We start from the raw sequence: 19491 nt of genomic DNA on the forward strand, positions 1-19491 counted from the left end.
GATGACGTCATCCACCGCGGAACGCCCGAGTCATCTGGCGCGCCTGCGCGCGTTCAGCCAGACCGAGGAGGCCCGGCCGGCGCTGCTCGGGTTCCTCGGTGCGCTCATGATCACCGCGGGTGGGTTGGGGGCGGGCAGCACCCGCTCCCAGGATCCCGTCCTGGAGTCGATGCACCTGTCGTGGCTGCGGTTCGGGCACGGCCTGGTGCTGTCCTCGGTGTTCCTGTGGGGCGGCGTCGCGGTGATGCTGGTGGCCTGGCTGTGGTTGGGCCGACGGATGCTCGACCGCAGCACACACCATGTGGACGAGTACACGATGGTGGCCACCACCGGCTTCTGGCTGGCTCCCCTGCTGCTGTCGGTGCCGCTGTTCAGCCGCGACACCTATTCCTACCTGGCGCAGGGCGCGCTGCTGCGGGACGGCTTCGACCCCTATGCGGTGGGACCGATCGAGAATCCGAACCCGTTGCTGGACAACGTGAGTCCGATCTGGACCACCACCACCGCCCCGTACGGTCCGGCGTTCATCCTGGTGGCCAAGTTCGTCACCATGCTCGTCGGCGACAACGTCATCGCCGGCACCATGGTGTTGCGGCTGTGCATGCTGCCCGGGCTGGCCCTGCTGATCTGGGCCGCACCGCGCATCGCCCGGCACCTGGGCACCAACGGCGCTGTGGCGCTGTGGATCTGTGCACTCAATCCGCTGGTGATCATCCACCTGATGGGCGGGGTGCACAACGAGATGCTGATGGTCGGGCTGATGATGGCCGGCATCGCTTTCGTGTTCGCGCACCGGTTCGTCACCGGGGTGGCACTGGCCGCGGTGGCCGTGGCGGTCAAAGCCACCGCCGGGCTGGCCCTGCCCTTCATGGTCTGGGTGTGGATGCGGGCGCTGCGGGACCGGCGCGGTTATCGCACACTGCCGGCCTTCGCGATCGCCGCCACGGGTTCGGTGGCGATCTTCGTGGGGGTGTTCGCCATCTTGTCCCTGGCGGCCGGGGTGGGTCTGGGTTGGCTCACCGCACTGGCCGGGTCGGTCAAGATCATCAACTGGCTCACCATTCCCACCGCCATCGCCAATGTCACCAACGCCGTGGGCGGGCTGTTGGTGCCGGTCAACTTCTACGCCGTGCTGGACGTGACCCGCATTGCCGGCATCCTGATCATCGCGGTCAGCCTGCCGCTGCTGTGGTGGCGTTACCGCCATGATGACCGTGAGGTGGTGCTGGGCATCGGCTGGGCGATGCTGGTGGTGGTGTTGTTCGTTCCGGCCGCGCTGCCCTGGTACTACACCTGGCCGCTGGCGGTGATCTCGGCGATCGCCCAGTCCCGGCGGGCCGTCGCGGCCATCGCCGGGTTCTCCACCTGGATCATGGTGATCTTCAAACCCGATGGCTCCCATGGCATGTACGTGTGGATCCACGTGATACTGGCCACCGCGTGCGCGGTCGGCGCGTGGTACTGGCTGCGCCGCGAGGACACCGCCACCCGCGAGACGGTCCAGTAGGCCGCTGTCTAGTACGCCATGGCCTGGGCGCGGCGGACCACCTCGCGCGCCTGATGGGCGTGCAGCGCGTCGACCGGCCGGGCATTGAGCACCGACTCGCGGTTGCCGTCGAAGGTCGCCGTCAGCGAGGAGTCCGCGGTGAACAGCCAGCGCAGGATCTCGGTGTCGCGGTAGCCGCCGTCACGCAGCACTGCCAGCAACCCGGCCAGCGGCTTGACCACCTGCCCGGACGGGGTGAAGAAGATCTGCGGTACCACCACCACGCCGTCCCGCCGCAGCGCCACCAGGTGGCCGTCGCGCAGGTACTGGTGCACCTTCGTGACGGGGATACCGAGCATGTGGGCGACGGTAGGCAGGTCGTGGACCGGTTCGGCCGGATCGAGCACGTCGTCGCCCGCGGGGATGCTGCTCACCGGAGAAGTGTAGGACGCCGGGCGGCGGCCTTGCCATCGCATTGGCCGCAACCGGTCACGCTTACCATGGCCCGGTGACCGCACCGCCGCCGCATGACCCGCTCGAGGGCACCCTGCTGGACGGTCGCTACCGGGTGGAGACCCAGATCGCGACCGGCGGGATGTCAACGGTGTATCGCGGCACCGACATCCGCCTCGACCGGCCCGTCGCGATCAAGGTGATGGACTCCCGGTATGCCGGTGACCACCAATTCCTGACGCGCTTTCAACTGGAAGCACGCGCCGTGGCCCGGCTGTCGCACCCGGGCCTGGTGGCCGTCTTCGACCAGGGCGGCGGAGAACCCAGCGGGTGGCCGCCCTTTTTGGTCATGGAACTCGTGGAGGGCGGCACACTGCGCGAACTGCTGCGTGAGCGCGGGCCGATGCCGCCACACGCCGTCACCGCCGTGCTGCGGCCCCTGTTGGGGGGACTGGCCGTGGCGCACCGCGGCGGCCTGGTGCACCGCGACGTCAAACCGGAGAACGTCCTGATCTCCGACGACGGCGACGTCAAGCTGGCCGATTTCGGTCTGGTGCGGGCCGTCGCGCAGGCCGGGATCACCTCCACCAGCGTCATTCTGGGCACCGCGGCCTATCTGTCTCCCGAGCAGGTCAGCAGCGGCAACGCCGGCCCCCGCAGCGACGTCTATTCGCTGGGCATCCTGACCTACGAATTGCTCACCGGCACAACACCGTTCACCGGCGATACCTCCCTGGCCGTCGCATACCAGCGGCTCGAACACGATGTGCCGCCCCCCAGCGCCGGAATCACCGGTGTGCCGGCGCAGTTCGACGAGCTGGTGCTGCGCGCGACGGCCCGCGATCCCGGCGATCGTTATGCCGACGCCATGGACATGAGTGCCGACCTCGAAGCCATCGCCGTCGACCTCGGGCTGCCGCCGTTCCGGGTTCCCGCACCACGGAACTCGGCCCAACACACCTCGGCGGCCCGGCATCACAGCCGGGTCAACGAGGCGCAGACCACGCAGCAGCGGCCGCACAATCCCACCCGGGTGTTCACCCGGGGACCCGACGACTGGCAGGAACCGCAGCCCCCTGCCGAGCAACCAGTCCCCGATGTCGAATACGACTCGCGGGCAGCTCAGTTCGCCGGCATCGAGATCTCGGAGTTCGAGTGGGCGCGCCAGCGCGCCCGCCGGATGACGCTGGTGTGGGTGCTGGTGGTGCTGATCCTCACCGGCGGGGTGGCCGCCGCAGCGTGGACGCTGGGCAGCAACCTGACGAGTCTGATCTAGGGCGCTGGTCCCGGCCCGGATCTCCTTCGACTGCTCGTCCCTCGCAGCCTCGGCCTCCGGGCGCTGGTCCCGGCCCGGATCTCCTTCGACTGCTCGTCCCTCGCAGCCTCGGCCTCCGGGCGCTGGTCCCGGCCCTAGTCGCGCAGCATCTCCGCGACCAGGAACGCCAACTCCAGCGACTGCTGGGTGTTCAACCGCGGATCGCAGGTGGTCTCGTACCGGCCGCCCAGGTCGTCGTCCGAGATGTCCTGTGCCCCACCGAGACACTCGGTGACGTTCTCGCCCGTGATCTCGACGTGGATGCCGCCGGGATGGGTGCCGAGCCCATGATGCACCTCGAAGAAGCCCTGCACCTCGTCGACGATGCGGTCGAAGTGGCGGGTCTTGTATCCGGTCGAGGACTCGTGGGTGTTGCCGTGCATGGGATCGCACTGCCAGATCACCTGATGACCGGTGGCCTGCACCTTCTCGATGATCGGCGGCAACAGATCACGGACCTTGCTGTTACCCATCCGGGTCACCAGCGTCAAGCGGCCCGGCTCGTTGTTGGGGTCCAGGCGCTCCACGTACTCGACCGCCATCTCCGGGGTGGTGGTGGGCCCGAGCTTGACGCCGATCGGGTTGGCCACCACCTCGGCGAAGGCGATGTGCGCGCCGTCGAGTTGACGGGTGCGCTCGCCGATCCAGATGTAGTGCGCGCTGAGGTCGTAGAGCTTGGGCTCCGCTTCCGTTTCCCCGTAGGTGTCGGTGGACAGCCGCAGCATGGCGCGCTCGTAGTCCAGCACGAGCGCCTCGTGGCTGGCGAAGATCTCGGCGGTCTGCAGGTTGCGATCGGCCACGCCGCAGGCGCTCATGAAACGCAGCGCGCGGTCGATCTCCCCCGCCAGCGCCTCATAGCGTGCGCCGGCCGGTGAGGTGCGCACGAACTCGCGATTCCAGTCGTGCACCAGGTGCAGCGAGGCCAGCCCCGACGACGTCAGCGCCCGCACCAGGTTCATCGCGGCGCTGGCGTTGGCGTAGGCACGCACCAGCCGCGAGGCGTCGTGTTCGCGCACCGCGGCGTCCGGGGCGAAACCGTTGACCATGTCACCGCGGTAGGACCGCAGCCCGAGGGCGTCGATGTCGGAGGACCGCGGCTTGGCGTACTGCCCGGCGATCCGGGCCAGCTTCACCACCGGCATGCTCGAGCCGTAGGTCAGCACCACGGCCATCTGCAGCAGGGCGCGGATATTGGCCTTGATGTGCGGCTCGGTGTTGTCGGCGAAGGTCTCGGCGCAGTCACCGCCTTGCAGCAGGAACGCCTCACCGCGCGCCACCTGGGCCAGCAGCCCCTTCAGCTTCTCGACCTCGGACGGCACGGTGACCGGGGGGACACTCTCGAGCACGGTGCGCATGGCCTGCGCTTGGCCGGCATCCCAGCCGGGCTGCTGCGCGGCGGGCCGTGCCAGGGCGGAATCGAGCCGTTTCCGCAGGTCATCCGGCAGCGGAGGAAGCGAAGGCAGCTGCTCGATGGGAACATCGACGGTCCAGTTCACCCATCCATGGTAACCGCGGGTGACACCGGCCCTGACCAGCCCGGAGTGGCTTTCATCCGCGGCCTGCGGCCCACCGCGCGTAGTCGTCGTCGAGTTCGGTCATGATCTGGAAGCGCCGCAGGTTGTGCTGGGCGTCGACGAGCGCGTCGTGGGTGTCGCGGGGCCGCGGGGGCATCCGGGGGCACCCCTTGTCCTCCCAGAACTGCCGCAGCTCGCGGGTGAAGCGCGGGATCTGTGGCGGCAGGTTGGTCATCGGCCCCCAGAGCTGGCACAGCGCCACGTGGTCGTAGGCCGCCACCCAGGCCCACAACTCGATCGGCTCGTCGCCGTCGATGCCGAAGAACTCCTCGAGATCCTCCCGGATCTGGCGTCGCGACCGCCACAGCTGCGACGACGGTGACGGCAACTTGGGCAGCACGTGCTTGCGCACCCAGCTGCCGGCCTGCTCGGGCGGGAATTCCGTTGACACTGCGTAGTATTCGCGGCCGTCCTCGGCGGCCACCCCGATCGAGATCAGCTCGATGGTGCGCCCGTTGTCGATGAACTCGGTGTCGTAGAAATACCGCACCCGTAGACCCTAACCAGCCCGCTGAACAGCAGGTTGGGCCTGCGCCTCGACCCTGGCCGACGGTGGCGGTGCCGCCGCGTGGATCTCGCGGTCCAGCTGCGCGTCCACCGCGGCGTCGTCGGGGAAGTGCGGCATCCCGGCGATGGCGTCCTGCACCCAGAGTTTGGCCTGCACCACCGGCCGGCGCATGTAGCGCTCCCGTTCCAACGCGCGGTGCATCTTCTTGGGGCGGGTGGTGTAGCGCCAGCGCGCCCACGGCGCGTGCGGCCGGGACAGCCGGATCGCGCCGACGATCAGCAGCGGGTTGAAGAACATGCCTATCAGCCCGGTCCACACCTTGCCCTTGAGCAGCACGATCACCGCCATCGCCAAGGTGTAGATCGCGCCCCCGATCACCAGGGCACGCGAGATCAGGGAGTCGTCCTCGCGCCAGATGGTGATGTCGAAGAACGACAGCGGATTGAAACCGAGGACCAGCAGGCCCGCAACGGCCACCGCGGCGAACACCGCGTCCACCGACGTGCGGCCGTCCTCGGCCCAGTACACGTCCTGCAGGTGCAGGATCAGGGCGAACTCGTCGAGCACCAGGGCCGCGCCCACACCGAAAAGGATTGCCGCGGCGGTGAACTCCCTGACACCGCCATTGACGGCCAGGGTCACCATCGACACCCCGGACACCATCACCAGCACGACGCCGATCACCACGTGGTGGATGTGCACGCCGCCGCTGCCGATGTTGCGCGGCTGCCACCACTTCTTCGGGGCGTCGCTGTCGGCGTGCGCCCGGATGTACCGCACGATCGTGCGGGTGATCAGGAAGGTCACCAGGAACGCGATCAGGCACCACATCAGGGGGACCCGGCTGGCCGGGATCTCCGGCACCAGGTCGAAATCGAATCTCCACTCGTCGGGCACGGCCGAGAACTTACGCTCACCTGGGGCGAAAGTGGTGCCGAAACGGCTGCGCAGGTGGGGTCGGGTACGCCAAAGGCCCGGCAAGCCCGGATAGGCTGTCGCTGTCATGACTATTCGGCGGTGGCCCGGCGGGGGCAGTATGGGCGGTCCGGACCGACTCTCGGCGGGGACCCAGCGCGTGCTGTGGCGTGCCTTCCAAGCGCTGACACTGGCCGGGTTCGGCTACGTCGGTTGGCTGCTCCTCGGGCACACGCCCTACCGCATCGACATCGACGTCTACCGCATGGGCGGGCGGGCCTGGCTGGACGGCGACCCGCTGTACGCCGACGCCATGTTCCACACCCTGGGCGGGATCGATCTGCCGTTCACCTATCCCCCGCTGTCGGCGGTGGTGTTCGCGCCCTTCGCCTGGCTGCCGTTGCCCGCGGCGAGCGCGATCATGACGTTGATCACACTGGTGCTGTTGGTGGTCGCATGTGTCATCGTCTTGACCCGGCTGGATTTCTGGGCCGACGCCGGAGCGGTCACCGACCCGGCGTGGCTGCGCCGCACGTTCGTGGCGTTGGCCATCGTCGCGCTGGCGGTGAGCCATCTGGAACCGCTGCGCGCCAATTTCGAATTCGGCCAGATCAACGTGGTGCTGATGACGCTGGTGATCGCCGACTGCGTGCCGCGCCGGACACCGTGGCCGCGCGGGGTCCTGCTGGGCGTGGCGATCGCGCTCAAGCTGACGCCCGCGGTGTTCCTGGTGTACTTCGCGCTGCGCCGCGACGTCCGCGCCGCGGTGACCTCGATGATCGCCTTCGCCGCCGCCACCGTCCTCGGATGTGTTCTGGCGTGGCGTGATTCGTGGGAGTACTGGACGACGACGCTGCGCGACACCGACCGCATCGGCAACTCCACCCTGAACACCAACCAGAACATCGCCGCCCTGCTGGCCCGCGAGGAGTACAGCGAGACCACCCATTTCGTGCTGTGGACGGCCGCCTGTTTTGCGGCGCTGGCCCTGGCGGTGTGGGCGGGGCGGCGGGTCCTGCGGGCCGACGAACCGGTGTTGGCGCTGATCTGCATCGCCCTGTTCGGTCTCATCGTCTCCCCGGTGTCGTGGTCACACCACTGGGTGTGGACGCTGCCGGCGCTGGTGGTGCTCGCGGTGCTGGCCTGGCGGCGGCGCAGTGCCGCACTCGCGGCGCTGACCGCGGCCGGGATCGCCCTGCTGGTGTGGACCCCCATCGAACTGCTGCCCGAGCACCGCGAGGCCGCGGCGTCGTGGTGGCGTCAACTGCTCGGCGGGTCCTACGTGTGGTGGGCGCTGGCCGTCCTGGTGGTCGCCGGACTGGCCGTCACCGAGAAGGTCAGCCCGCCGCGCTCTCGGGAAGCCGCGAACCCGGCCCAGAATCCGGCCCCGGCACACCCTCTTTGAGGGTGGCCGCGTAGATGTCGACGTACTCCTGACCCGAGAGCTGCATCAGCTCGTACATCACCTCGTCGATGACGGCGCGCTCGATGAACCGGTTACCGGCCAGGCCCTCGAATCGGGAGAAGTCCATGGGCTTGCCGAAGCGCACCTGGACGCGGCCGAAGCGCCACATCTTGCTGCCCGGTGGGTTCACGACGTCGGTTCCGATCATCGCGACCGGAATCACCGGGACACCGGTTTCGAGCGCCAGCCGCGCCAGCCCGGTCTTGCCCTTGTAGAGCCGGCCGTCGGGTGACCGGGTGCCCTCCGGGTACATGCCCAGGAGCTTCTCCTGCGCGAGGATGCGGGCCGCGGTGTTCAGCGCACTCTGCGCGGAGTCGGCATCGGTGCGGTCGATCGGCACCTGCCCGGCGACGGTGTAGAACCAGCGGGTGAACCAGCCCTTGAGACCGGTGCCGGTGAAGTACTCCTGTTTGGCCAGGAACGTGATCCGCCGGCGCACCACCAGCGGCAGGTAGAAACTGTCGGCGACCGCCAGGTGGTTACTGGCCAGGATCGCCGGCCCGCTACTCGGAACGTGCTCCAGCCCTTCGACTTTCGGCCTGCCGAGCAAGGACAGCAGGGGCCCCATGAAGACGTACTTGAACAGCCAATACCACATGGACCCTCCCGCTGCGGCGCACCGGACGGCGGTGCTCCGGGCCAACTCTACTCATCGCCGGTGCAACCGACCACAGGGTCTATTCCTCGACGATGATCGGGATCGGCTGGTAGCGGCCGGTCTCCCCGGCCGGACCGGAATCCGGCGGCCCACAGGGCGGGGGCTCGGGAGTCGGTGGCTCGGCGCCGTCATCGAGGACGGCCCGCACCACGGCCAGCAGCGCGACGCCGTGTTCGGAGACCACCGTCAGCAGCGGGTGTTCCTCGCCGGTGACCAGGGCGGCCGCCGCACACACCGGGCACCACACCTGCTGACACCGGCCGGGACCGTCCTGGGCGCGTGCTGCCGCCAGAGTGGCCGCGGCGCGCAGCGCAGGGTCGAGTCGGTCCAGGATGGCCTGCGCGAGCTGGCGCAGTTCAGGGCCCAGGTCGGCGTGCCCCTTCGGGTTCATGCCGGCCACACCTCCGGGTTCGGTCGAAATCTCACAGTGAGGTCAGTACCCCGTAATTGGGCATTCATGACGATGCAGCGGCGCAGAACCGAGGCCAGCCGGACCCGGCGCCGCATCCCGCCCACACCGATGACCAGATCGTCGTCGACCCGGCCCAAGGTGAGCGAGCCCGTGTCGACCTGCGGCAACTCCAACCGCATCCGGTACACCGATTCCAGACCCGAGCCCGATTCGAGCTCCACGACGGGGCGCAGCGGCCCCGGTGGCGGCGCTCCCCCGCGCCGCCGGGCACCGTCGAGCAGCGCACCGAGCGCCTTGGGTCCGATCGGCTCCCCGGCCAGGTGCGGGGTGAGCACCAGCGCCACCTCGCCGGTACGGGTGCTCAGTTCGTCGAGCACCGCCTGCTGCTCGACGATGCGTTCGGAATACCAATCGAAGGCCGGATGCTCGGGCAGGTTCCGGTATTCGAATGAATCATCCTGCACCAGAACTTGATTCACGATGAGTTCGGCCACCCGCACACCCATCAACAGAAGCGTTCCGAGTGTGCGCACCGCCTCGGCGGCCACCACCCGCTCCGGGGTCAGCACCAGGTGCGCACTCACCACCTCGGGATCGGTGAACAGCGCGCTCAACCGCTCCACCCCGACGTTGACCTGCTCGAGCAGGTCCACGATCAGCGCCGAGGCTCCGCCGTCGGCCGTGCTGAGCCTGCGGTGCCGGGGCCAGGCCCGCTCGAGGTACAGCCCGAACGTCGACGGCAGTGTCAGCATGCGCAAGGCATCCGCCGTGGACGCGCAGTCCACCACCACCAGGTCCCAGTCCCCGGAATCGGCCAGGGCACCGACCTCGTACAGGCCCAGCACCTCCTGGATCCCAGGCAACGCCGAGAGTTCCTCGGGGGCAACAGAACCCAGATCCGATCCAGGGAAGCGCTGCGCCAGCGGAGCCGCCAGCTCGCGCCAGCGTGTGGCCAGCAGGGCCAGCGTGTCCAGCGCCAGCGCATCCAGCGAGCCGCCGCCCTCGTCGGAGTACACCCGGACCGGGTTCCGGTCGCCGGTGGGCGGCACGTCGACGGACAGCACGTCGCCGAGCGAGTGGGCCTGATCGGTGGAGACCACCAGAACCCGCCGCCCGGCCCGGGCCTCGCGAACGGCGGTGGCGGCGGCCAGCGTCGACTTGCCCACGCCGCCTTTGCCGACGAACAGGCTGATGCGGGCGCTGGACTCTTTCAGCCCTCGACTCGATTCTTCAGGTCCTTCAACGCGGTGTCGGTGAGCCGTTTCTCCGCTTTGCGCTTGAGCAGGCCGATCATCGGAATCATCAGGTCCACCGCGAGCTCATAGGTGACGTCGGTACCAGATCCGTTGGGCTGCAACCGGTATGCCCCGTCGAGCGCCTTGAGCAACGTGCTCGACACCAGCCACCACCGCACCGAGCGACGGTCAGCGGGCCACTCGTACTCCAGCACCATGGTGTCTTTGAGCACGGCGGCGTCGAGCACCAGGCGCGCCTTCCTGGGGTAGCCGTCGTCGTCGGATTCGAGTACTTCGGTGTCCTTGTACTCCTTGACCCAATCCGGATAGGACCCGATATCGGCGATCACGTCCATCACCGTGCCGGGGTCGGCATCGATGTAGATGGTCTGCGCCGTTTTGTCCGCCACTGATCGCCGTCCTACCTGTCGAACCCTGCTTACGGTGACAAACGCTACCCTTCCGGCAGAATCGGCCGCCCGCTATCCGGGTTGCGGCGCCACTCCCACCGGGCGATCACGCTCCACCTCGGCCTTCACCTCGAACGCCATCCGCTTACCGGCCACCCGGCGCCGGTGGGTCAGCTTGGCCAGGTTCAGCTTGGCCAGCTGCCAGGCCGCCACGCCCGCGGGCTCGGCGTGCAGGAAGTAGTGCAGCTTGACTCCGTCGAGCACCGGTTGCAGCCAGATCTCCATGGTGCCGGTGACCGGGCCGGCCACCGTCCAGCGCACGCCTTTGTCGCCCCGGTCCTCGACCACCTGCAGCACGAGGTCGGGCCACCAGCGCCGCCAGCGCGCCGGATCGGCGACTGCCGCACTGACCGTCTGGCCGTCGGCAGCCACGAAGGTCTCGTCGGCCACCTGAATGCTGTTCACCGCCCTAGCTTCACACACCGGCGACGGTCCCCGGCGAGGACCTCACGAGTGAATGACGTCACACGCCCGGCTGGACAGCGACTAGGCTCGTGTCCACTATCCGGAGTTCGGCGACGAGAGGTCCGACATTGCGCGAGTTGAGTGTTCCCGCTTCGTTTTCGGTCGGCGAGCAGGACAACGTCGCCTCCGCTGTCTTCGAGCACGAGCGCGACGACCCTGACCACGTCATCTACCAACGCCTCGTCGACGGCGCGTGGATCGATGTCACCTGCGCCGAGGCCGCCGCCCAGATCAGGGCCACCGCGCGGGGATTGATCGCCCGCGGGGTCAATCCCGGTGACCGGGTCGCGATCCTCAGCGCCACCCGCTACGAGTGGGCGATCCTCGATCTGGCGATCCTCAGTGTCGGCGCACTGACCGTGCCGATCTACGAGACGTCCTCGGCCGAGCAGGTGCGCTGGGTACTCACCGACTCCGCGGCGGTGCTGTTGTTCGCCGAGACCGACGCGCACGCCGCGCTGGCCGCCGAACTCACCGGCGAACTGCCCGACCTGCGCGAGGTCCTGACCATCGACGGGACCGGGCCCAAGGCGCTCGCGGCGCTCGCCGAGGGCGGCGCCTCCGTCGATCCGGCCGAAGTGGACCGGCGGGTGGCCGCGGTCGGCTCCGACTCCCCGGCCACCCTGATCTACACCTCGGGCACCACGGGCCGCCCCAAAGGGTGCCAGCTGACGCATTCGAACCTGCTGCACGAGACCCGCGGCGCCAAGGCCGCGCTGCCGACGCTGCTGCAGAAGGGTGAACGGCTGCTGGTGTTCCTGCCGCTGGCGCACGTGCTGGCGCGGGCGATCACCATCGCCGGTTTCCACAACAAGGTCACCGTGGGGTTCACCAGCGACATCAAGAACCTGGTGCCGATGTTCTCGGTGTTCAAGCCGACCATCGTGGTGTCGGTCCCGCGGGTGTTCGAGAAGGTGTACAACACCGCCGAGCAGAACGCCGCCAATGACGGCAAGGGCAAGATCTTCGCCATCGCGGCGCAGACCGCCATCGCATGGAGTGAAGCGCAGGACGGTTCGGGACCCGGGCTGCTCCTGCGCCTCAAGCACGCGGTGTTCGACAAGCTGGTGTACGGGAAGCTGCGCGCCGCACTGGGCGGTGACTGCCGCGCCTCGATCTCCGGCGGCGCGCCGCTGGGCGCCCGGCTGTGCCACTTCTACCGCGGTGTCGGGCTGACCATCTACGAGGGCTACGGGCTGACCGAGACCAGCGCCGCGATCACCGTCAACCAGGTGGGCGCGCTCAAGGTGGGCACCGTCGGCAAGCTGGTGCCGGGCAACAGCATGCGGATCGCCGACGACGGTGAACTGATGGTCCGCGGCGGCGTGGTGTTCCACGGGTACTGGCGCAACGAGGAGGCCACCGCGGATGCCTTCACCGACGGCTGGTTCCACACCGGCGATCTCGGTGACGTGGACGCCGACGGCTTCCTCAAGATCGTGGGCCGCAAGAAAGAGATCATCGTGACCGCGGGCGGCAAGAACGTCGCCCCGGCGGTGCTCGAAGACCAGCTGCGGGCCCATCCGCTGATCAGCCAGGCGATGGCCGTCGGGGACGCGCAACCGTTCATCGGCGCACTGATCACCATCGATCCCGAGGCGTTCGAGGGCTGGAAGCAACGCAACGGCAAGGACTCTCACGCCAGTGTCGGCGACCTGGCGGCAGACCCGGATCTGGTGGCCGAGGTGGATGTCGCGGTCAAGCAGGCCAACACCGCGGTGTCGCATGCCGAGCAGATCCGCAAGTTCCGCATCCTGCCGGTCGATTTCACCGAGGACACCGGCGAACTGACCCCCACGATGAAGGTCAAGCGCAAGGTGGTCGCCGAGAAGTTCGCCGGCGAGATCGACGCGCTGTACGCCAAGGGCTGAGCCGGTCAGCCTTCCAGCAGCCGGCCCGCCCGTGCGGCGATGGTGTCCCAGCGCCAGTGCTCGGTGACCCAGTCGCGGCCGCGTCGTCCCATGGTGGCCGCGCGTTCGGGGTGGGCCAGCAGGGCGCTGATGGCGGCGACGATCTGGTCGCCGTCGCGGCCGTCGACCACATGGCCGGTCTGCCCTTCGAGGACGGTTTCCGGGGCGCCGCCGGAATCACCGGCCACCACCGGGATACCCGTGGCCGAGGCCTCCAGGAACACGATGCCCAGCCCTTCGACGTCCAGGCCGGCGCCACGGGTCCGGCAGGGCATGGCGAAGACGTCGCCCAGCGCGTAGTGCGCGGGCAGCTCTTCGCCCGGCACGCCCTTGGTGAACACCACGTGCTCGCTGACACCGGACTCGGCGGCGATCCCCTGTAACCGCTCCAGGTCCGGTCCCCCGCCGACGATCACCAGCGCCGACCCGGGCACCCGGTCCCTGATCCGGGGCAACGCCCGGATGAGCATGTCCTGGCCCTTGCGGGGCACCAGCCGCGACACGCACACCACGGTCGGCCTGCCGCCGAGGCCGTACCGGGCCCGCAGTTCGGCGCGGGCGGCGGCGTCGGGGCGGAAACGCTCGGTGTCGACGCCTGAGGGCAGGTGTTCGAGGCCGGCGTGGGGACCGAACGCCGACGCGAACCGTCCCCGGGTGTAGCGGCTGACGAACGTCACCACATCCGTCCCGTCGCCTATGCGGCGCAGGGCCGAGCGTGCCACCGGCAGCATGGACCACCCGACCTCGTGACCGTGAGTGCTCGCCATGACGCGCGCGGCCCCGGCTTTACGTGCGCGCGGCGCCAGCAGTGCCAGCGGTGCTGCCGCGCCGAACCAGACGGTCTCGATATCGCGGGTCCGGATCAGCCCGCGCATCCTGGTGTCCACCCCAGGCTCGGGAATCATCAACGTGCCGGGGTGGCGGACCACCTCGAAATCCAGCACGGCGTCATACTCCCGGGCCCCTTTCCACCGCGGCGCGTACACCGTCAGCTCATGTGAGGTGCCCAGCCGCAACACCAACTGCTCGAGATAGGACTGGATGCCTCCGCGGCGGGGTGGAAAGTCGTTGGTTACCAGCAGGACCCGTGTCATCGGGTGTCACGCTAGCCCGTTGCGGACGAACCACTCCTGCCACCCCGTGAGGACGTCTGCCGGATCGGTACGCAACACTTCGCGCAACGCGGTGTCCAGGTCGGTGCGGTCCGGTCCGGCGACCAACACGTAGAACGACCGCAGCGCCGGTGCACCGTATCGGTCGGCGAGATAGCGGGCGAACAACCAGGCCCGGTCGTAGGCCAGGCTCAGCGCCGGCTCCGTGGCCCAGAAGTCCTCGTCCGACGGCAACGCCTGCGGCACTCCTGGTTGTCTGGGCTGACCCGGGATGAACGGGCGCGCAACATAATCGGCGACGCCCTCGGTGATCCAGCGGGGCGCATCCGAGGCGGTCGACGCGCGGGCGGCATAGTGGAACAGTTCGTGGGTCAGGACCAGTCGCAACGCGTCCGGACTCATCGCGACGGCACCGGGGGCGAAGACGATCCGTTGGCCGGTGGCCGAGTTCTCTTGCGGGTTCACCGAATCGGCGACCGTGACCGCAGCGATGTGCGACGGGTCGGGCACGCCGGGGGCCTGTTCGCGGAACTCGGCCTCGGTGCCCGCCGCGACGACCACCACCTCATGCGGCCATTCGTTACCCCAGAACGACTCCACCCGGTCGACGGCGCCGTCGAGTTCGACGGCGATGCGCCGGAGCAGCGGATCCGTGGCCGCACCCCCGAGGCTGACGAGGGTGACATCGCGCTGACCGCCGGGATGCGACTGCGCCGCCGCCGGAGCGGCCGGGGCCGGTGGCAGTGCCTGCGGGGTCTGCACCACCGCCACGGCGACGAGCAACTGGGCGATCAGTGCGGCCGCCAGCGCGGCGACCGGCCAACGGGGCCGGGCGCGGTGGCCGGGGGCGGCGTCAGTAGCGGCGTGCGTTGTAGAACGGTCCGGCGCCGTCAAGCGGCACCACCTTGACCGGAACGCCGTAGGTGGATGCGTGCACCACCATGCCGTCGCCGACGTAGATACCGGTGTGAGACGCATCGGAGTAGAAGTTCACGACGTCACCGGGCTGCAGCTGATCCCGCGACACCGGCTGACCGCCGGAGGCCAGCGCCTGGCTGGAGTGCGGCAGCGACATACCGGCTTGCTGGAAGGACCACATCACCAGGCCGGAGCAGTCGAACTGGCCCGGGCCTGATCCGCCCCACGAGTAGGGCGAGCCGACCTTGGTGAGCGCGGCCTGCACCACCGTCGAACCCACCGGGCTTCCCGCACCGGGCAGCGGCGCAGGGGGCTCCGGCGGTGCCAGGTCGCCCGGCGGTACACCGACCGGCGGCAGGCCCGGCGCCGGCGGCGCGGCGAGGATCTCGGGGGGCGGCGCAGGTGCAGCACCGGGTGGCGGAGCCGGGAGGGCGGCGGGCGCCGGGGGTACCGGACCGGGCGCGGCCAGCGCCATCCGCTGCGCTTCGGTCAGTGAGTCGTACTGCGACTTCACCACGGCGATCTTGAGTTGCAGGTCGCTCTGCTTGGCCTGGAGTTCGGCGCGGACGGCCGCGGCCTGCTCGGCGGCGGTCTTGGCGTCGGCCGCCGACTGGGCGGAAGCGGTCTCGGCCGCGGCGGCCTGGTCGCTGACCTTGCGGTACTCGGCCATCTGGTCGGACAGCTCGCCGGCGATGACACGCTGCACCGCCAACCGCTCGATCAGACCCTGCGGCGACTCGGCGGTGAGGATGGCGGTCATGCCGTCGGTGCGCCCACCCATGTACATGGCGGCGGCAAACTCGTCGACGCCGCTCTGGAAGGTCGCCAGCTTGGCCTTGGCCGCCTCGGCTGCGGCCAGATCGTCGGAGTGCTTCCTGTCGGCCGCCGCTTGGATTTCCAGCTTCTTGGTGAGGTCGAGCTGTGCGCTGTGCATGGCCTCGGTGGTCTGCTCAGCCTGACGCGACAGATCGTTGAGCTTTGCTAGCGCATCCTCGGCCGGGTCGGCTTGCACACTCGAGGCGAGGACACCCGCCATCACGGTGAAACCGGCCACCGCACAGACGGCACCCTTGCGAGAGCGCTTCGATACGCGCGTGAGCCACTCCGAGCCGACAAAACTCAAGATTACGGGTCCTTAAACTGCTTTCGACGTGCCGCTGCTGCGTCACCCTCGAACCGCCTTAGGTCTCAGATAGGTTACGAAACGGCATCGGCGTTGTCCAACAGGAGACGTAAATTTAACAGCCGTCACGGCGGTTGTCGTGTTCTCCACTACCGCGCGTCACGCTACCCCCGGTTTGGGTGTGCGGTGGATCGGCACGAGCCGCAGACGTGGTGCCATCCCGGCCTCGGCGAGCACCTCCAGTGCCGCCCGTTCGTCGGCCAGCAAAGTGTCCGGAACACCCAGAAGCACGCTGACCACACAATCTCGACAACCCGGGCCACGTACCGCGCAGTCATCACAGTCGATGATCACCGGTTCGCCATTGTCCGGCGGACGTCCGGCATATCCCATGTTTCGGCCCTTTCGATTCTGATCCTGCCTTGGTGATCGACACGCTAAACCGACCCCCCGACAAGTCCTGACCGAGTCCGGGCCGCGCGGTGACGCGCCAGGGTCCGGCGTTACCGCGTGATGTCGGTGCGACCTCCTAGCGTCAACATCCGTGAAGGCGGCCGGCAGCGAGCAGATGAGCTTCGCGGATCTCGATCCGGCGGCCGACCTGTCACTGCGTGACACCACATTCGTGGTGGTCGATCTGGAAACCACCGGCGGCCGGGCCACCGCGCGACAGCCGGGCCAGCAGAACGACGCGATCACCGAGATCGGCGCGGTCAAAGTGCGCGGCGGAGTGGTGCTCGGAGAGTTTGCCACGCTTGTCGATCCGCAACGCGCCATCCCGCCGCAGATCATGCAGTTGACCGGTATCACCACCGCCATGGTGTGCGACGCACCGCCGATCTCCGCGGTGTTGCCGATGTTCCTCGAATTCTGCCGCGGGGCCGTGCTGGTGGCGCACAATGCCGGCTTCGACATCGGTTTCCTGAAGGCCGCCGCGGCGCAGTGCGACCTGGCATGGCCGCGGCCGCCGGTGCTGTGCACGGTGCGCCTGGCCCGCCGGGTGCTCACCCGGGACGAGGCGCCCAGCGTGCGGCTCTCGGCCCTGGCGGCACTGTTCCGCTCCGGCACCGAACCCACCCACCGCGCCCTCGACGACGCGCGGGCCACCGTCGACGTCCTGCATGGACTGATCGAGCGCGTCGGCAACCAGGGCATCCACACGTACGCCCAACTGCGTTCCTATCTGCCCAACGCCACGCCGACCCAGCGTCGCAAACGGGTACTGGCCACCGGGGTGCCGCAGAGCCCCGGCGTCTACCTGTTCCGCGGCCCCGCCGCCGAAGTGCTCTACGTCGGCACCGCGGTGAACCTGGACCGCCGGGTCAACCAGTACTTCAACGGCGCGGACCCGCGCACCCGCATCAAAGAGATGGTGGCGCTGGCGCAGTCGATCGATCACGTCGAGTGTGCGCACGCCCTGGAGGCCGGGGTGCGCGAGTTACGGCTCCTGGCCGCGCATGCCCCGCCCTACAACCGGCGTTCGAAGTTTCCGCACCGCTGGTGGTGGTTGACGCTCACCGAGGAGCCGTTCCCGCGGTGGACGGTGGTGCGTTCACCGGGCCTGCGCAGCGCCATCGGCCCTTTCCGCGCCCGGTCCGACGCCACCGACACCGCGGCGCTGCTGGCCCGCTTCCTCGGCGTCCGGACGTGCACCAACCGGCTGGGCCGCACGGCCCAACACGGTCCGGCCTGTCCGGAACGGGAGGTCGCCCCCTGCCCCGCCCTGCGCGATATCGACGCCGCCGCGTACGCGCCCGCGGTGCACAGCGCCGCAGCGCTCATCACCGGCGGACACAGCGATGCCTTCGGCGCGGCCGTCGCGCAGATCGCCGCCCTGGCCGAGCGGGGACACTACGAAAGTGCCGCGCGGTTACGCGATCACACCGCCGCGGCCGTCGAGGTGCTGTGGCGCGGGCAGCGGCTACGCGCGCTGGCCGCAGTCGGCGAGCTCGTGGCCGCCCAGCCCGATGGCGCCGGCGGCTGGCATTTCGCCGTGATCCGGCACGGTCAGCTGGCCGCAGCGGGCACGGCGCGGCGCGGCGTTCCACCGATGCCCGTGGTGGACGCGGTGTGCGCGGGAGCGCAGACCGTGCTGCCCGAGGAGGCGCCGCTGGGCGGGGCGCTGGTCGAGGAGACCGCACTACTGGCCCGCTGGCTCGCCGCACCCGGCACCCGGATCGTGCGGACCACCGAGGGGTGGTCCACTCCCGTGCAGGCGGCCGGGCGCTGGGCAGGGTGGGCGGCCACCGCCCGTTCGGCCCGGATTGCGGCCGAGCAGGCCGTCGACGAGAACTACACCGACCTGCTGCGCCCGGTCCGCACCAGCCTCAGAGCTTATGGCTGAACTTGATCCACTTGGTCAGTAGCTGCTCGGCGGCACCGGAGTCGATGGCCTTGGCGGCCCGCTCGAGTCCGCTCTCCCAGGCCGGCAGCCACTCCGCGGTGGCCGTCAACCCGGCATGCGCCACCATGGCGCCGGCCGCGTTGAGGATCACCGCGTCGCGCACCGGACCCGGGGCACCGCCGAACACGGCGCGGGCCTCGGCCGCATTGCTCTGGGCGTCGCCGCCGAGCAACTCGGACAGCTGTGCGCGGGGAAAACCGAACCCGGCGGGATCGAACGTCAGGCGGTCGATGGTCCCGGCCTGCACGCGGTAGATGGTCGACGTGGTGGTGGTGGTCAGCTCGTCGAGGCCGTCGTCACCGTGCACCACCAGGACGCTGCACCGGCGGGCGGCAAACACCCCGGCCATCACTTCGGCGAGGTCGCCGAACGCGCACCCGATCAGCCCGGCGCGGGGGCCGGCCGGATTGGTCAGCGGCCCGAGCAGATTGAAGACCGTCGGCACCCCGATCTCGCGGCGCGCGGCACTGGCATGGCGCAGCGAGGGATGGAACTGGGGCGCGAAGCAGAACCCGATACCCACCTCGGCGACACAGCGGGCCACCTCGTCGGGCCCCAGATCGATGCGCACACCGAGTGCTTCGAGGGTGTCCGCACCCCCGGACAACGATGACGCGGCACGGTTGCCGTGTTTGATCACCGGCACGCCGGCCCCCGCCACCACGATGGCGGCCATCGTGGACAGGTTGACGGTGTTGGCACCGTCGCCTCCGGTCCCCACCACATCGACGGTCTCGGTGCCGATGACATCGGTGGGCACCTTGCGCGCGTGATTGAGCATCGTGGTGGCGAGTTCGTTGACCTCGGCGGCGGTGGGCCGCTTGATCTTCATGGCCACCCCGAAGGCGGCGATCTGGGCGGGGGTGGCGACTCCGGTCATGATCTGGTCCATCGCCCATCCCGCGTGCCCGGGGGCCAGGTGCTCGGAATCGGTCAGCCGGGCCAGGATCAGCGGCCACGTCGGGGCGGAATGAGAGGCAGTCACGCGCCGATTTTCCCATGTCGGCAGATGGTCGCCGAACGCGCCCGGCCTCATATCAGCAAGACACTTATTACCAAACCCCTCCC

Annotated in this window: 18 protein-coding genes and 1 pseudogene; 5 read left to right on the top strand and 14 right to left on the bottom strand. The window is 69.3% G+C overall.

Annotated elements, in window-relative coordinates; translation table 11 throughout:
- Nucleotide 1: 1 nt before the first annotated feature.
- A pseudogene (locus tag NL241_RS21535) lies at nt 2-1595 on the top strand (alpha-(1->6)-mannopyranosyltransferase A).
- Here NL241_RS21535 and NL241_RS21540 read toward each other — a convergent pair.
- Entirely contained in the window at nt 1516-1920 is a 405-nt protein-coding gene (locus tag NL241_RS21540; protein ID WP_487696846.1) for an Rv2175c family DNA-binding protein, read from the bottom strand. The pseudogene NL241_RS21535 and the gene NL241_RS21540 sit on opposite strands and share 80 nt — an antisense overlap.
- A gap of 74 nt (nt 1921-1994) precedes the next feature.
- On the opposite strand from NL241_RS21540, the gene NL241_RS21545 reads away from it, so the two are divergent.
- On the top strand, nt 1995-3215 hold the full coding sequence (locus tag NL241_RS21545) for a protein kinase domain-containing protein (RefSeq protein WP_494394981.1): 1221 nt from the start codon (nt 1995-1997) through the stop codon (nt 3213-3215).
- A gap of 134 nt (nt 3216-3349) precedes the next feature.
- On the opposite strand, the gene NL241_RS21550 is transcribed toward NL241_RS21545, so the two are convergent.
- Genes NL241_RS21550 through NL241_RS21560 form a run of 3 tightly spaced genes read right to left on the bottom strand, consistent with a single transcriptional unit; the run spans nt 3350 to nt 6167 of the window.
- Nucleotides 3350-4750 carry a class II 3-deoxy-7-phosphoheptulonate synthase gene (locus NL241_RS21550; protein ID WP_487696848.1) on the bottom strand — a complete coding sequence of 467 codons (1401 nt, stop codon included), beginning with the start codon at nt 4748-4750 and terminating at the stop codon, nt 3350-3352.
- 52 nt (nt 4751-4802) lie between these two features.
- The gene (locus tag NL241_RS21555) at nt 4803-5318 is read right to left on the bottom strand and encodes a polyadenylate-specific 3'-exoribonuclease AS (protein WP_487696849.1); all 516 of its coding nucleotides are present in this window, start codon (nt 5316-5318) and stop codon (nt 4803-4805) included.
- A gap of 9 nt (nt 5319-5327) precedes the next feature.
- On the bottom strand, nt 5328-6167 hold the full coding sequence (locus NL241_RS21560; RefSeq protein WP_487696891.1) for a hypothetical protein: 840 nt from the start codon (nt 6165-6167) through the stop codon (nt 5328-5330).
- 172 nt (nt 6168-6339) lie between these two features.
- On the opposite strand from NL241_RS21560, the gene NL241_RS21565 reads away from it, so the two are divergent.
- Nucleotides 6340-7656: a glycosyltransferase 87 family protein gene (locus NL241_RS21565; protein WP_487696850.1), complete on the top strand. Its 1317-nt coding sequence runs from the start codon at nt 6340-6342 to the stop codon at nt 7654-7656.
- On the opposite strand, the gene NL241_RS21570 is transcribed toward NL241_RS21565, so the two are convergent.
- From NL241_RS21570 to NL241_RS21590, 5 genes are all read right to left on the bottom strand, one after another.
- Entirely contained in the window at nt 7589-8314 is a 726-nt protein-coding gene (locus NL241_RS21570) for a lysophospholipid acyltransferase family protein (RefSeq protein WP_487696851.1), read from the bottom strand. The genes NL241_RS21565 and NL241_RS21570 overlap by 68 nt on opposite strands.
- Before the next feature lie 79 nt (nt 8315-8393).
- Nucleotides 8394-8765, bottom strand: a complete 372-nt coding sequence (locus NL241_RS21575) for a hypothetical protein (RefSeq protein ID WP_494394982.1) — start codon at nt 8763-8765, stop codon at nt 8394-8396.
- Nucleotides 8762-10000, bottom strand: a complete 1239-nt coding sequence (locus tag NL241_RS21580) for an ArsA family ATPase (protein ID WP_494398359.1) — start codon at nt 9998-10000, stop codon at nt 8762-8764. Before NL241_RS21580 ends, NL241_RS21575 begins: the two co-directional genes overlap by 4 nt.
- Nucleotides 9997-10431, bottom strand: a complete 435-nt coding sequence (locus NL241_RS21585; RefSeq protein WP_487696853.1) for an SRPBCC family protein — start codon at nt 10429-10431, stop codon at nt 9997-9999. The genes NL241_RS21580 and NL241_RS21585 overlap by 4 nt, the downstream gene beginning before the upstream one ends.
- A gap of 72 nt (nt 10432-10503) precedes the next feature.
- Nucleotides 10504-10896 carry a polyketide cyclase / dehydrase and lipid transport gene (locus tag NL241_RS21590; protein ID WP_487696854.1) on the bottom strand — a complete coding sequence of 131 codons (393 nt, stop codon included), beginning with the start codon at nt 10894-10896 and terminating at the stop codon, nt 10504-10506.
- A gap of 128 nt (nt 10897-11024) precedes the next feature.
- Here NL241_RS21590 and NL241_RS21595 point away from each other — a divergent pair, with 128 nt between their 5' ends.
- Nucleotides 11025-12827, top strand: a complete 1803-nt coding sequence (locus NL241_RS21595; protein ID WP_487696855.1) for an AMP-dependent synthetase/ligase — start codon at nt 11025-11027, stop codon at nt 12825-12827.
- A gap of 5 nt (nt 12828-12832) precedes the next feature.
- Here NL241_RS21595 and NL241_RS21600 read toward each other — a convergent pair whose 3' ends face one another.
- From NL241_RS21600 to NL241_RS21615, 4 genes are all read right to left on the bottom strand, one after another.
- Nucleotides 12833-13960 (bottom strand): glycosyltransferase family 4 protein, encoded by a 1128-nt coding sequence (locus NL241_RS21600; protein WP_487696856.1) that lies wholly within the window; start codon nt 13958-13960, stop codon nt 12833-12835.
- A 6-nt stretch (nt 13961-13966) separates the two neighbouring features.
- Nucleotides 13967-14761 carry a hypothetical protein gene (locus NL241_RS21605; protein ID WP_487696895.1) on the bottom strand — a complete coding sequence of 265 codons (795 nt, stop codon included), beginning with the start codon at nt 14759-14761 and terminating at the stop codon, nt 13967-13969.
- 70 nt (nt 14762-14831) lie between these two features.
- Entirely contained in the window at nt 14832-15932 is a 1101-nt protein-coding gene (gene ripC / locus NL241_RS21610; RefSeq protein WP_487696897.1) for a peptidoglycan hydrolase RipC, read from the bottom strand.
- Between the two features lie 246 nt (nt 15933-16178).
- Complete coding sequence (locus NL241_RS21615; protein ID WP_487696857.1) at nt 16179-16412, bottom strand: hypothetical protein; 234 nt, start codon at nt 16410-16412, stop codon at nt 16179-16181.
- A 151-nt stretch (nt 16413-16563) separates the two neighbouring features.
- Here NL241_RS21615 and NL241_RS21620 point away from each other — a divergent pair, with 151 nt between their 5' ends.
- Nucleotides 16564-18363, top strand: coding sequence for a DEDD exonuclease domain-containing protein (locus tag NL241_RS21620; protein ID WP_494394983.1), 1800 nt, complete (start codon nt 16564-16566; stop codon nt 18361-18363).
- Here the strand turns inward: NL241_RS21620 and trpD are convergent.
- Nucleotides 18347-19459 carry an anthranilate phosphoribosyltransferase gene (gene trpD / locus NL241_RS21625; RefSeq protein ID WP_494394984.1) on the bottom strand — a complete coding sequence of 371 codons (1113 nt, stop codon included), beginning with the start codon at nt 19457-19459 and terminating at the stop codon, nt 18347-18349. The two genes, NL241_RS21620 and trpD, sit on opposite strands and share 17 nt — an antisense overlap.
- Between the last annotated feature and the right edge of the window lie 32 nt (nt 19460-19491).

The sequence above is a fragment of the Mycolicibacterium sp. SMGY-1XX genome (genome assembly GCF_059132455.1).